The organism is Candidatus Mycolicibacterium alkanivorans (assembly GCF_022760805.1).
GTDB lineage: Bacteria > Actinomycetota > Actinomycetes > Mycobacteriales > Mycobacteriaceae > Mycobacterium > Mycobacterium alkanivorans.
Genome location: NZ_JAIVFL010000001.1, coordinates 1,203,259 through 1,215,811, shown reverse-complemented (window position 1 = coordinate 1,215,811; position 12,553 = coordinate 1,203,259). Strand labels below are relative to the sequence as shown.

Here is a 12,553-nt window from a genome sequence, read left to right as displayed (position 1 = left end):
CTAGGCCGGCGGCCCGGCGGTGCGCCCGCGAACCAGCTCGGTGGGAAGGACCTCGATGACCGGCAGTCCGCCGCGCGGCGGGTTGTGCAGCAGCCGCCCGGCATGCTTGCCCTTCTCCAGAGTCGGCTGAGACACCGTGGTCAGACCCCGGCTCAGCGCGTCGGGGATACCGTCGAATCCGGTGACCGTCATCTGGCCGGGAACGTAAATGCCGTGGGCGCGAAGGTAATCCATCGCCGAGAGCGCCAGCACGTCCGCGGTGCACATCAGCGCGGTGAGGTGCGGGTTGGTCTGCAGCGCCAGTTCGGCGGCGCTGGCACCCGAGGCGGGCAGATGTTGGTAGCTCTCCACGAGGGTAAGCCGGTCGGGATCCAGCCCCGCCGCGGCCATCGCATCGCGCACACCGGCGATCCGCTCGCTTTGGACACCGAAGTGCGAGCTTTGCAACCGGTCCGGCGTGACGAGGCCTGAACTCTCGTCGCCGGCCCGGCGTTCACTGCCGAGCCGCATGGTCAGCAGGCCGATCTCGCGGTGGCCCAGACCGACGACGTAGTCGGCCAATTCGCGCATCGCGGCCCGGTCGTCAACCCCCACCCGGGAGGCCCCGGGGACATGTTTGGGCTGGTCGACCACGACCACCGGAACGTGTCGTTGCAGAACGGTCTGCAGATAGGGATCGTCGTCGGCGGCGGCGTACACGACGAAGCCGTCCACTCCTGCCGAGAGCACCGCATTGGTGCCATCGGACACGCTGCGGCCCGGACCGGCGGCGACCAGAAGCAGCCCCTGGCCGGCCTCCTCACACGATTCGGCTACCCCGGCAACGAAATTGAGCGCGGCGGGGTCGCTGAACGAGTAGGTCAGCGGCTCGGTGATGAGCAGCCCGGTGGCACCGGCCCGACGAGTCCGCAGCGAGCGGGCCACCGGATCCGGCCCAGGGTAGCCCAGGCGCTTGGCGGTGGCCAGCACCCGCGCACGCAGATCGGCCGACAGCTGATCGGGCCGGTTGTAGGCGTTGGAGATGGTGGTGCGCGATACCTTCAGCTCGGCCGCCAATGAGGCCAGGGTGGCCCGGCGCCGCGGCGCGGGACTTCTGGACATGCTCTGTGACGCTAGCGCATCAGCTTGCGCGAACCCGGCAGAAATGCACTAGAGTTATTGGAAACGGTTTTCATTTGTATTAGACGGTGAGGCGGAAGTGATGATCCTGCGCGGTGGTGCGGTTGCGGTGCTCTCGGCACTGGTGCTGTCGGCGGGGCTGAGCGGATGTGGCGGTGCGAAGAACGACGGGGCCGGCGCCCCGTCCACGATGCCCACCGTCGTCGCCTCGACCGACGTCTGGGGCAGCATCGCGCATGCGGTCGCCGGCGACCACGCCAAGGTGACCTCGATCATCACCAACGCCTCGGCCGACCCGCACTCCTTCGAGGCCAGCCCGTCGGACGCGGCCGCCATCTCCGACGCCACGCTGGTGGTCTACAACGGCGGGGGCTACGACCACTGGGTCGACGACGTCCTGGCCGACCACCCGGCCGTGGCCTCGGTCAACGCCTACTCGCTGCACGCGGCCGCACCCGGTGAACCCAGCCCGGCCAACGAGCACGTCTTCTACGACCTGGGCACCGCCAAAGCCGTTGCCGCCGCGGTCGCCGACCGGCTGGCTCAGGACGATCCCACCCACGCCGCCGACTACAAGAACAACGCAGCCGACTTCAACCGCAGCGCCGACGCCATCGCACACACCGAAAAGTCCATCCGCACAACACATCCCGGTGCGGCCGTGGCGGCAACCGAACCCGTCGCCCACTACCTGCTGGTCGCCGCCGGCCTGACCGACAAGACCCCGGCGGGATTCGCCAGCGCGGTGGAACAGGACACCGACCCCGCACCCGTCGACATCGCCGCCATGCTCGACCTGATCAAGAACCGTCAGGTGGCCGCCGTGGTGTTCAACAACCAGACCGTGACCGCGGTGACCAAGCAGGTTCAGGCCGCCGCCCAGAACGCCGGCGTTCCCCTCGTCGACGTCACCGAGACACTGCCCGCGGGCAGCGACTACCTGACCTGGCAGCGCGATACCGCCAACCGGTTGGCGGGCGCACTGCAGCAAAACCGATAATCACTGATTGTGGCTGCCGAAGTCGTCTCGTTGACCGGTGCCCGATTGGCCTTCGGCGACCGGGTGCTGTGGGACCACCTGGACCTGACGGTGTCGGCCGGGGAGTTCATCGCCATCCTCGGCCCGAACGGAACCGGCAAGACCTCGCTGCTCAAGGTGCTGCTGGGCCAGCTTCCGCTCAGTGCCGGCACCGCCGCCATCGAGGGCAGGCCGATCGAAGCGGGCAGCGATCGGATCGGCTACGTACCTCAGCACCGCGCCGTCGACCGCGGCCTGAGCCTGCGTGGACAGGATCTGGTTCGCCTCGGAGTCGACGGGCACCGCTGGGGTGTGGCGCCGCTGCGGCGCAGCGAGCGGATCCGGCGGCGCGAGGCCGTCGACCGGGCACTGGCCCAGGTCCACGCGCTCAAGCTGGCCCAAGTCGCCGTCGGCGTGATGTCCGGCGGCGAGCTGCAGCGGGTGCGCATCGCGCAGGCGCTGGCCAGCGACCCCGTCCTGCTGCTGTGCGACGAGCCGCTGCTCAACCTGGATCCAGCCAACGCGCGGCTGGTCGCCAAGCTCATCGACCGCCGCCGCCAGTCCGGCACCGCGGTCATGTTCGTCACCCACGAGGTCAACCCCGTGCTGCCGTACGTCGACCGGGTCATCTACCTCGTCGACGGCCGATTCCGGATCGGCACGGTAGCCGAGGTCATGACATCCGAGACGCTCTCGGAGCTGTACCAAGCAGACATCCAGGTCGTCCAGGTCGGAAGCCGCTACGTGGTCGTCGGCGAACACCTCGACCAGTCCGGGCACACCCTGGGGCACACCCATGACTGACAAGCTCTCGCACCTGCTGGACAACCTGTTCTCGTTCCACATCACCTCAGACCTGCTCAGCCGCGACTTCGTGCAGCAGGCCCTGATCGCGGCCGCACTGCTGGCATTGGTGGCGGGCCTGATCGGGCCCTTCATCGTGATGCGCCAGATGTCGTTCGCAGTGCACGGCTCCAGCGAGCTGTCGCTGACCGGTGCGGCGTTCGCACTGCTGGCCGGTCTCAACGTCGGCATCGGCGCGCTGCTGGGCTGCGGGCTGGCCGCCATCCTGTTCGGCGTCCTGGGCCAGCGGGCCCGCGAACGCGACTCGGCGATCGGCGTGGTGCTGGCGTTCGGGCTGGGCCTCGCCGTGCTGTTCATCCACCTCTACCCGGGCCGCACCGGAACCAGCTTCGCCCTGCTGACCGGGCAGATCGTCGGCGTCGGCTACTCCGGGCTGGCACTGCTGGTGGCGGTGACGGTGCTGGTGATCGCGGCGCTGGCAGGCAGCTACCGGCCGCTGCTGTTCGCGACCGCCGACCCCGAGGTGGCCGCCGCGCGCGGGGTCCCGGTGCGGGTGCTGGGCATCGTGTTCGCCGCGCTGGTCGGCGTGGTCGCCGCACAGGGCGTGCAGATCGTCGGGGCGCTGCTGGTGATGTCGCTGCTGATCACGCCGGCGGCGGCCGCTGCGCGGGTGTTCAGCTCGCCGGTGGCCGTGATCGCCGCGTCGGTGGTGTTCGCCGAGGTCTCGGCGGTGGTCGGCATCGTGCTGTCGCTGGCGCCCGGTGTACCGGTGTCGGTGTTCGTCACCACCATCTCGTTCGTGATCTATCTGGTGTGCTGGGCGATCAGCCGACGACATCACGACCCGGCGGCAGCCTGACGCCCACTAGGCTGGCGGAGTGCCATCTGTGGACTTGAACGCAGACCTGGGCGAGGGCTTCGGGATCTGGGAGCTCGGCGACGACGACGCCATGCTCGAGATCGTCACCAGCGCCAATATCGCCTGCGGCTTCCACGCCGGCGACCCGGTGCGGCTGGCCACCACCTGCCGGTCCGCCGCGGCCACCGGTGTGCGCATCGGAGCCCAGGTCGGCTACCACGACCTCAGCGGCTTCGGACGCCGCTACATCGACGTCGATCCCGAAGAGCTGACCGCCGACGTGATCTATCAGATCGGGGCTTTGCAGGCACTGGCACAGGCCGCAGGATCCGCCGTCGGCTACATCAAACCCCATGGGGCGCTGTACAACACGATCGTCAAGAACCGTGATCAGGCCCGCGCCGTCGCCGCGGCCGTCCACACCGTCGACCCGGGTATGCCGGTCCTGGGGCTTTCCGGTTCCGTCTTCTTCGAGGAAGCCCGCCGGCTCGGCATGCGCACGGTCGCCGAGGCCTTCGCCGACCGCGCCTACCGCCCCGACGGGCAGCTGGTCTCCCGTCGGGAGAAGGGTGCCGTGCTGCTCGACCCCAACCAGATCGCCGAACGCGTCGCGACCATGGTGACCTCCGGCCGGGTCACCGCAGCCGACGGATCGACCATCGAGGTAGAGGTGGAATCCGTTTGCGTTCACGGTGATTCACCAGGTGCGGTGGAGATCGCCACCGCGGTGCGCAAACGCCTGCTGGCCGACGGGATCGAGCTGGCGGCATTCATCTGATGCGGCTCGAGATCGGCCGCCCGGACGTCGACGACTAGTGGCAGTCTGCCTATCGGCGGCGCTGGCGGGCGATCTCGGCCAGCACCACACCGGCGGCCACCGAGGCGTTGAGCGACTCCATCGGTCCGGCCATCGGGATCGACACCACCGCATCGCAGTTCTGCCGCACCAGTCGCGAGAGCCCTTTGCCCTCGGAACCGACGACCACCACCAGCGGGCCCGACGCGTCGAACTCGTCGAGGACGGTGTCACCCTCGGCGTCGAGGCCGACCACCTGCAGGCCGGCGTCGGACCATTCCCTGAGCGTCCGGTTGAGGTTGGTGGCGCGGGCGACCGGAACACGGGCGGCGGCGCCCGCACTGGTACGCCACGCCACCGCCGTTACCGACGCCGAACGTCGTTGCGGGATCAGCACACCGTGGCCGGCGAAGGCCGCAACCGAGCGCACGATCGCCCCGAGATTGCGCGGATCGGAGATGTTGTCCAATGCGACGATGAGAGCGGGCTCGACGTCGCTGGTGGCCTTGGCCAGCAGGTCGTCGGGGTGGGCGTAGGCGTACGGCGGCACCTGCAATGCGATGCCCTGGTGCAACCCGTTGGAGCTCATCCGGTCCAGGTCGGTGCGCGGCACCTCGAGGATGGGGATGCCGCGGTCGGCGGCCAGCGTGACCGATTCGGTCATCCGCTCGTCGGCTTCGGCGCCCAGCGCCACGTACAGCGCCGTCGCCGGGGCGTCTGCTCGCAGGCATTCGACGACCGGATTGCGGCCGAGAACGATCTCGGTCTCGTCGGTGGGCTTGGCCGGCCTGCGCGTCTGCTTGGCGGCCCGGCGGGCCGCCGGATGCCCCGGGCGCATGTGCGCCGGCGGTGTGGCACCCCGACCCTCGAGCCCTCGTCTTCGCTGTCCGCCGGACCCGACGGTGGGACCCTTCTTAGTGCCGGCCTTACGGACCGCGCCGCGACGCCGCGAGTTGCCGGCCATCTATTTGCCTTCCTCGCGGAGGGACCACTGCGGCCCGTCTGCTGTGTCGGTGACCTCGATGCCGGCCTCGTTGAGGCGGTCGCGGATCTCGTCTGCCTGTGCCCAGTCACGGCTCTGCCGGGCCTCGTCGCGGCGCTTGAGCTCCGCGCGCACCAGGACGTCGACGGCCCCCAATGCCGCGGAGGTCTCGTCGCGATTCTCCCAGCGATCGTCGAGGGGATCGCAGCCGAGAATGCCCAGCATGGACCGGATCTGGCCGGCCTTGGCCAGCGCGGCCTCGTGGTCGCCGGACTCCAGCGCCCGGTTGCCCTCGGCCCGCGCGCTGTGCACCTCGGCCAGCGCGATCGGCACCGCGAGATCGTCGTCGAGTGCGGCGCCGAACCTCTCGGTCCAACCGGTGGGCACCACCGCACCGACGCGGGTGCGCACCCGGTGCAGGAAATCCTCGATCCCGGTGTATGCCTTCACGGCGTCCTGCAGCGCGGTCTCGGAGAACTCCAGCATCGACCGGTAGTGCGCACTGCCCAGATAGTAGCGCAGCTCCGCAGGCCGAACCCGTTGCAGCACAGCAGGTATCGCCAAAACATTGCCCAGCGACTTGCTCATCTTCTCGCCACCCATGGTGACCCAGCCGTTGTGCAGCCAGTAACGGGCGAAGCCGTCGCCGGCCGCGCGAGCCTGCGCGATCTCGTTCTCGTGGTGCGGGAAGACGAGATCCATTCCACCGCAATGGATGTCGAACTCGGCGCCGAGGTATTCGTGCGCCATCGCCACGCATTCGGAATGCCAGCCGGGCCGGCCGCGTCCCCACGGCGTCGGCCATGACGGCTCCCCCGGCTTGGCGCCCTTCCACAATGTGAAGTCGCGCTGGTCGCGTTTGCCCTCGCCGGCACCCTCGCCCTGGTGCACGTCGTCGATCTTGTGTCCGGAGAGGTTGCCGTACTCGGGGAAGCTCAGGACGTCGAAGTAGACGTCGCCGGCTCCGGTGTAGGCGTGGCCGGTGTCGACGAGCCGCTCGATGAGCTCGACGATCTGGGTGATGTGCCCGGTCGCCCGGGGCTCGGCCGACGGCGGGAGCACACCGAGCGCGTCGTAGGCGGCCGAGAACTCCCGTTCGTGGGTGGCAGCCCACTCCCACCAGGGCCGGCCGGCGTCTGCCGCCTTGCTGAGGATCTTGTCGTCGATGTCGGTGACATTGCGGACGAAGGCGACGTCGTAGCCCTTGGCGATCAGCCAGCGGCGCAGCACATCGAAGGCGACACCACTGCGGACGTGGCCGATGTGGGGCAGGCCCTGCACTGTGGCGCCGCACAGGTAGATCGAGACGTGACCGGGACGCAGCGGTACGAACTCGCGCACGGTACCCGTGTAGGTATCGTGCAAACGCAGCTCGCCGGTCACGACGCGCCAGCTTACCGGCCTATTCGCCGTTGCTCGGCACCGAGGCGGAACGGGCCACCACCAATGCGGTCGCCACAGCCACCATCCCCTCGCCGCGGCCCGTCAGCCCCAGGCCGTCGGTCGTCGTCGCCGACACCGACACCGGTGCGCCCAGCAGCTCGGAGAGCGTCCGCTGAGCCTCCTCACGGCGGGGGCGAACCTTCGGGTGGTTGGCGATCACCTGGACCACGGCGTTGCCGACCGTGAAGCCGGCGTCGGTGACCAGGTCGCGGACGTGGGCGAGCATCTGCGCGCCGGTAACACCGCGCCACTGCGGCTGGTCAACGCCAAACACCGCGCCGAGGTCGCCCAGCCCAGCCGCCGACAACAGCGCATCGCAAAGTGCGTGGACGGCGACGTCACCGTCGGAGTGCCCGGAGCAGCCGTCGGCGTCGTCGAACAACAGACCGAGCAGCCAGCAGGGCCGGCCCGGCTCAATCGGGTGTACGTCGGTGCCCATTCCGACGCGGGGAATCGTCACGTGCCCAGCACGGCTTGGGCCAGCCGGAGGTCCAGCGGCGTGGTGATCTTGAACGCGCGGGTGTCCCCGGCGACCGTGTGCACCGGGGTCCCGAGGAACTCGACCAGCGACGCGTCGTCGGTGACCACCGCACCGCCCGCCCGCTCGTAGGCACGACGCAGCAGCGCAGCCTCGAATCCCTGCGGCGTCTGCACAGCGCGCAGACCGGCCCGCTCAGGGGTTCCCAACACCACCCCGTTGGCGTCGACGGCCTTGACGGTGTCGATGACAGGCAGCACCGGGATGACCGCACGCAATCCGTCCCGCAATGCGGCGACGACCCGCTGGATCTGGTCCGCCGGAGTCAACGGGCGGGCCGCGTCGTGCACCAGCACGAAATCGGGATCCCCGATCACGGCCAGCGCGTGCCGCACTGTCTCCGGACGTTCCGAGCCGCCGGTCACCGCAGTGGCGCGGCCGTCGAGCAGCTTTTTGGTCTCGTCGACCCACTCGGCGGGCACGGCTACCACAACCCGATCCACGACGCCCGATGAGAGCAGCCCGTCGACCGCGCGTTCCAGCATGGTGCAGCCACCGAGATCGACGAAGGCCTTGGGAATGCCGGCACCAAGCCGTTCACCGGAACCGGCCGCTGTGACGACCGCGACCGTCTCCGTCACCGATCGCCTCACGTCAGTCAGGACGCGGCGGCCAGAACCTCATCGAGGATGATCTCAGCCTTCGCGTCATCGGTGTTCTCAGCCAGAGCCAGCTCGCCGACCAGGATCTGCCGCGCCTTGGCAAGCATCCGCTTCTCTCCTGCGGAAAGCCCGCGCTCCTGATCGCGACGCCACAGGTCGCGAACGACCTCGGCAACCTTGTTCACGTCCCCGGAAGCCAGCTTCTCGAGGTTGGCCTTGTAGCGGCGCGACCAGTTGGTCGGCTCTTCGGTGTGCGGTGCACGCAACACCTGGAAGACCTTGTCCAGGCCTTCCTGGCCAACGACGTCACGGACGCCGACGTATTCGGCATTATCGGCTGGAACTCGAACGGTCAGGTCTCCCTGGGCGACCTTCAAGACGAGATACTCTTTTTGTTCGCCTTTGATGGTCCGGGTTTCGATCGCTTCGATCAATGCAGCACCGTGGTGTGGATAGACAACGGTGTCTCCGACCTTGAAAATCATCAGATTCGAGCCCCTTTCACATTTCAATACTAGCACGGCGCCGGAGTGCGCGCGGAACAACGGTGCAGGTCAGGGGCACCGTAGGTGAAGATGGGGGGTTGACACGGCGACGAAAGCGTGCATGAAACGAGTGGTCAGACACCCGTTCTGGCAACGGTTCGAGATGCCGCTGGCGACATACGGCGACCCTCAGCTACCGCGGGGCCACCGTACCTACTACTCTGCATAGTTGAACCGCGGCGGCGAGAGCCTGCCGACCGCACCGGCCAAGCAGGAGGCTGCTGTGAACCGCTTGACGAATCGCCTCGTGGCAGCGACCGCCGGCCTGGCCGCCGCCGGCCTGCTTGTCACCGGTTGCAGCTCCGGTCAGATCTCCCAGACCGCCGGCCAGGAGTCGGCGGTCAACGGCAGCAAGGCCAACGTGAACAACATCGCCCTGCGCAATGTGCTCATCCAGGCCGTGCAGACCGGTGACTACCTCAAGCCGGGCCGCACCGTGCCGCTGATCTTCGTGGCCGTGAACACCTCCGCCGACGTCAACGACAAGCTGGTCGGCATCACCTCCGACATCGGCTCGGTGTCGGTGACCGGCCCCACCTCGATCCCGGCCGCCTCCTCGCTGATCGTCGGTTCGGCCGACGGCCAGGAGGCCGTCACGCCGATGGGCGACGCGCCGGCAACCGCCGCGGTGGTGACCCTGGACCAGCCGATCGCCAACGGGCTGACCTACAACTTCACGTTCGACTTCGAGAAGGCCGGCCAGGCGAAAGTCGCCGTGCCGATTTCGGCCGGTGGCGCACCTCGCCAGGAGGCCGCAGCCGCTCACGGCTGACGGCGAGTCAGCTCGGCAGGGTGTCGTCCACCCACATTCGCAGTGCAGCGACCGGTGCCGCCCCAGCGCGCCGCGCCAGTACCTCGCCGTCGCGGGTGATCAACAGCGTGGGCACCGCCTGCACTTCGAAGCGTTGCGAGATCTGTGGAGCCTTGTCGACGTTGACCTTCACCAGCTTCAGGCTGCCCGCTCGTTCGGTGGCAAGTTGCTCGAGCGCGGGGCTGACCATGCGGCACGGCCCGCACCAGGGTGCCCACAAGTCGACGAGCACGGGAACTGCGGACTTCTCCACCACTGCGGCGTAATCGGCGTCGCTCGCGTCGACGATCCAGGGCAGCCACTGCCTGCACTGCGCGCAACGCGGTTTCCCCGAAACTGCGGGCGGCACTCGATTGCGCTGACCGCATTTCGGGCATTCGACGATGTCTGAGGCCATATACCCAATTGTGCTACCGGCGGGCGGCCCGGGCGGGTTGATCCACGGATCTGTCGTACCCAGCCGATAGCGTCACGTCCGTGGCCAAGGCGCGATCGCAGTACCGCTGCTCGGAGTGTCGCCATGTCATGGCCAAATGGGTGGGCCGCTGCCCCGAATGCGGGACGTGGGGCACCGTCGACGAGGTAGCCGCGCTGGCGACCATCGGCGGCGGTGCACTCCAGCGCACGGGGGTGCCGTCCTCGCCCGCTGTTCCGCTCAGTTCGATCGACCCCGACTGCACCCGCCACTTCCCCACCGGTGTGAGCGAGCTGGACCGGGTGCTCGGCGGCGGGGCGGTACCCGGTTCGGTCAGCCTGCTGGCCGGTGATCCGGGCGTGGGCAAGTCGACGCTGCTGCTCGAGGTGGTCCATCGGTGGGCCAAGGCCGGCCGGCGGGCGTTGTACGTCTCCGGCGAGGAGTCGGCCGGTCAGATCCGGATGCGCGCCGAGCGCACGGGTTGCACCCACGACGAGGTGTTCCTGGCCGCGGAGTCCGACGTGCAGACCGTGCTCGGGCATATCGAGGCCGTGCAGCCCAGCCTGGTGATCGTCGACTCGGTGCAGACGATGACGGCCGGCGACACCGACGGCGTGGTGGGCGGAGTGACCCAGGTGCGCGCGGTGACCACGGCACTGACCGGCACGGCCAAGACCACCGGCGTCGCGATGATCCTCGTCGGCCATGTCACCAAGGACGGGGCGATCGCCGGTCCACGGTCGCTGGAGCACCTCGTGGACGTGGTGCTGCATTTCGAAGGTGACCGCAACTCGACCCTGCGGATGGTGCGCGGTGTGAAGAACCGGTTCGGCGCCGCCGACGAGGTCGGCTGTTTCATGTTGCAGGACAACGGAATCCAGTGCGTCGCCGACCCGTCCGGACTGTTCCTCGACCAGCGCCCCGAGCCGGTTCCGGGTACCGCCGTCACCGTCGCGCTCGACGGCAAGCGGCCGATCATCGGCGAGATCCAGGCGCTGCTGGCGTTCCGCAACGACCACGCCCAGCCCCGCCGGGCCGTCAGCGGCGTCGACAGTTCCCGCGCCGCGATGATCGCCGCGGTGCTCGAACGCCGCGCCGGCCTGAAGATCAGTGCCACCGACGTGTACCTGTCGACGGTCGGCGGCATGCGACTGCTGGACCCGTCGACGGACCTCGCGGTGGCGATGGCCATGGCGTCGGCCTACGCCGACCTGCCGCTGCCCGCCACGACTGTCGTGATCGGCGAGGTCGGCCTGGCCGGCGACCTGCGCCGGGTCACCGGGATGGACCGCAGACTGGCCGAGGCGGCCCGTTTGGGCTTCACCACGGCACTGGTTCCGACCGGTTGTGGCACGACGCCCAAAGGGTTCCGGGCCATCGAATCCGCCACGATCGGCGACGCTCTGCGATCGATGCTGGCGATCTCGAAAAGCCCCTACGACAACGTCGTCACGCCACTTAGGCGGGACAGGTCGAGTAACGACCCCGACGCAGTGGACAATAACTGGCTGTGAGCACCGTCAACCGGACCAACGGCTCGGCGCAGCCGGCGGCCGCCAACCTGCGCGAGACGATGGGGCGGCTGGCACCGGGCACCGCCCTGCGCGACGGTCTGGAACGCATCCTGCGCGGCCGTACCGGCGCGCTGATCGTGCTCGGCCACGACGAGCGTGTCGAGGCGATCTGCGACGGCGGCTTCTCGCTGGACGTGCGCTTCGCCCCGACCCGCCTGCGCGAGCTGTCCAAGATGGACGGCGCGGTGGTGCTGTCCACCGACGGCAGCCGGATCGTGCGGGCCAACGTCCAACTGGTGCCCGATCCCACGATCCCGACCGACGAATCGGGCACCCGGCACCGCTCGGCCGAACGGGCCGCGATCCAGACCGGATACCCGGTGATCTCGGTCAGCCACTCGATGAACATCGTCACCGTCTACGTCGCGGGCGAACGGCACGTCGTCGCCGACTCGGCGACCATCCTGTCGCGGGCCAACCAGGCGATCGCCACCTTGGAGCGCTACAAGGCTCGCCTCGACGAGGTGTCGCGGCAGCTGTCCACCGCTGAGATCGAGGACTTCGTCACCCTGCGTGACGTGATGACCGTGGTGCAGCGGCTGGAGATGGTGCGCCGCATCGGCCTGGAGATCGACTACGACGCCGTGGAACTCGGCACCGACGGCAGGCAGCTGCGGCTGCAGCTGGAGGAACTGCTGGGCGGCAACGACACCGCCCGCGAGCTGATCGTGCGCGACTACCACGCCAATCCCGACCCGCCGTCGAAAGCGCAGGTCGCCGCGACCCTCACCGAGCTCGACGGGCTGTCCGACACCGAACTGCTCGACTTCACCGCGCTCTCACGGGTGTTCGGCTACCCGTCGACCGCCGAGGCGCAGGACTCGGCGCTGTCGGCGCGCGGGTATCGGGCGATGGCCGGCATCCCGCGTCTGCAGTTCGCTCACGTCGACCTGCTGGTGCGCCGCTTCGGTTCACTGCAGGGACTGCTCGCGGCCAGTGCCACCGACCTGCAGTCCATCGATGGGATCGGCGCGATGTGGGCGCGGCACGTCCGGGAGGGTCTGTCGCAGCTGGCCGAGTCGACGATCGCCGACCGGCTGGTCTAGG

At 69.0% G+C, this 12,553-nt stretch carries 14 protein-coding genes; 7 read left to right on the top strand and 7 right to left on the bottom strand.

Annotated elements, in window-relative coordinates; translation table 11 throughout:
- Window positions 1-1,101, bottom strand: coding sequence for an Rv3575c family transcriptional regulator (locus tag K9U37_RS05965; protein WP_243070922.1), 1,101 nt, complete (start codon window positions 1,099-1,101; stop codon window positions 1-3).
- A 100-nt stretch (window positions 1,102-1,201) separates the two neighbouring features.
- Here K9U37_RS05965 and K9U37_RS05960 point away from each other — a divergent pair, with 100 nt between their 5' ends.
- The 4 genes from K9U37_RS05960 to K9U37_RS05945 are packed head-to-tail and all read left to right on the top strand — an operon-like array spanning window position 1,202 to window position 4,578.
- Window positions 1,202-2,119, top strand: a complete 918-nt coding sequence (locus K9U37_RS05960; RefSeq protein ID WP_243070921.1) for a metal ABC transporter solute-binding protein, Zn/Mn family — start codon at window positions 1,202-1,204, stop codon at window positions 2,117-2,119.
- A gap of 9 nt (window positions 2,120-2,128) precedes the next feature.
- Complete coding sequence (locus K9U37_RS05955; protein WP_243070920.1) at window positions 2,129-2,941, top strand: metal ABC transporter ATP-binding protein; 813 nt, start codon at window positions 2,129-2,131, stop codon at window positions 2,939-2,941.
- The gene (locus tag K9U37_RS05950) at window positions 2,934-3,800 is read left to right on the top strand and encodes a metal ABC transporter permease (protein ID WP_243070919.1); all 867 of its coding nucleotides are present in this window, start codon (window positions 2,934-2,936) and stop codon (window positions 3,798-3,800) included. Before K9U37_RS05955 ends, K9U37_RS05950 begins: the two co-directional genes overlap by 8 nt.
- A gap of 19 nt (window positions 3,801-3,819) precedes the next feature.
- Window positions 3,820-4,578, top strand: coding sequence for a LamB/YcsF family protein (locus K9U37_RS05945; protein ID WP_243070918.1), 759 nt, complete (start codon window positions 3,820-3,822; stop codon window positions 4,576-4,578).
- A 49-nt stretch (window positions 4,579-4,627) separates the two neighbouring features.
- On the opposite strand, the gene rlmB is transcribed toward K9U37_RS05945, so the two are convergent.
- From rlmB to carD, 5 genes are read right to left on the bottom strand one after another with little or no spacing between them, the layout of a single operon-like run.
- The gene (gene rlmB / locus K9U37_RS05940) at window positions 4,628-5,560 is read right to left on the bottom strand and encodes a 23S rRNA (guanosine(2251)-2'-O)-methyltransferase RlmB (RefSeq protein WP_243070917.1); all 933 of its coding nucleotides are present in this window, start codon (window positions 5,558-5,560) and stop codon (window positions 4,628-4,630) included.
- Complete coding sequence (gene cysS, locus K9U37_RS05935; RefSeq protein ID WP_243070916.1) at window positions 5,561-6,961, bottom strand: cysteine--tRNA ligase; 1,401 nt, start codon at window positions 6,959-6,961, stop codon at window positions 5,561-5,563.
- Between the two features lie 19 nt (window positions 6,962-6,980).
- Window positions 6,981-7,460, bottom strand: coding sequence for a 2-C-methyl-D-erythritol 2,4-cyclodiphosphate synthase (gene ispF, locus K9U37_RS05930; RefSeq protein ID WP_243073245.1), 480 nt, complete (start codon window positions 7,458-7,460; stop codon window positions 6,981-6,983).
- Between the two features lie 17 nt (window positions 7,461-7,477).
- A complete protein-coding gene (gene ispD, locus K9U37_RS05925; RefSeq protein WP_243070915.1) occupies window positions 7,478-8,140 on the bottom strand; it encodes a 2-C-methyl-D-erythritol 4-phosphate cytidylyltransferase in 663 nt (220 codons plus the stop codon).
- Window positions 8,141-8,157: 17 nt separating this feature from the next.
- Window positions 8,158-8,646, bottom strand: coding sequence for an RNA polymerase-binding transcription factor CarD (carD, locus tag K9U37_RS05920; RefSeq protein WP_078021125.1), 489 nt, complete (start codon window positions 8,644-8,646; stop codon window positions 8,158-8,160).
- Window positions 8,647-8,929: 283 nt separating this feature from the next.
- On the opposite strand from carD, the gene K9U37_RS05915 reads away from it, so the two are divergent.
- The gene (locus K9U37_RS05915) at window positions 8,930-9,478 is read left to right on the top strand and encodes a copper chaperone PCu(A)C domain-containing protein (protein ID WP_372489558.1); all 549 of its coding nucleotides are present in this window, start codon (window positions 8,930-8,932) and stop codon (window positions 9,476-9,478) included.
- A 7-nt stretch (window positions 9,479-9,485) separates the two neighbouring features.
- Here K9U37_RS05915 and trxA read toward each other — a convergent pair whose 3' ends face one another.
- Complete coding sequence (gene trxA / locus K9U37_RS05910; RefSeq protein ID WP_243070913.1) at window positions 9,486-9,914, bottom strand: thioredoxin; 429 nt, start codon at window positions 9,912-9,914, stop codon at window positions 9,486-9,488.
- Window positions 9,915-9,994: 80 nt separating this feature from the next.
- On the opposite strand from trxA, the gene radA reads away from it, so the two are divergent.
- Together radA and disA are read left to right on the top strand one after the other, a co-directional pair.
- Window positions 9,995-11,446 (top strand): DNA repair protein RadA, encoded by a 1,452-nt coding sequence (gene radA / locus K9U37_RS05905; protein WP_243070912.1) that lies wholly within the window; start codon window positions 9,995-9,997, stop codon window positions 11,444-11,446.
- 59 nt (window positions 11,447-11,505) lie between these two features.
- The gene (gene disA / locus K9U37_RS05900) at window positions 11,506-12,552 is read left to right on the top strand and encodes a DNA integrity scanning diadenylate cyclase DisA (protein WP_243073244.1); all 1,047 of its coding nucleotides are present in this window, start codon (window positions 11,506-11,508) and stop codon (window positions 12,550-12,552) included.
- The last annotated feature ends 1 nt before the right edge of the window (window position 12,553 follow it).

Excerpts from the sequence above, each read along its gene's own strand:
- K9U37_RS05965 (WP_243070922.1), bottom strand. The coding sequence starts at position 1,101 with ATGTCCAGAAGTCCCGCGCCGCGGCGCCGGGCCACCCTGGCCTCATTG.
- K9U37_RS05960 (WP_243070921.1), top strand. The coding sequence starts at position 1,202 with ATGATCCTGCGCGGTGGTGCGGTTGCGGTGCTCTCGGCACTGGTGCTG.
- K9U37_RS05950 (WP_243070919.1), top strand. The coding sequence starts at position 2,934 with ATGACTGACAAGCTCTCGCACCTGCTGGACAACCTGTTCTCGTTCCAC.
- rlmB (WP_243070917.1), bottom strand. The coding sequence starts at position 5,560 with ATGGCCGGCAACTCGCGGCGTCGCGGCGCGGTCCGTAAGGCCGGCACT.
- ispF (WP_243073245.1), bottom strand. The coding sequence starts at position 7,460 with ATGGGCACCGACGTACACCCGATTGAGCCGGGCCGGCCCTGCTGGCTG.
- carD (WP_078021125.1), bottom strand. The coding sequence starts at position 8,646 with ATGATTTTCAAGGTCGGAGACACCGTTGTCTATCCACACCACGGTGCT.
- trxA (WP_243070913.1), bottom strand. The coding sequence starts at position 9,914 with ATGGCCTCAGACATCGTCGAATGCCCGAAATGCGGTCAGCGCAATCGA.
- disA (WP_243073244.1), top strand. The coding sequence starts at position 11,506 with ATGGGGCGGCTGGCACCGGGCACCGCCCTGCGCGACGGTCTGGAACGC.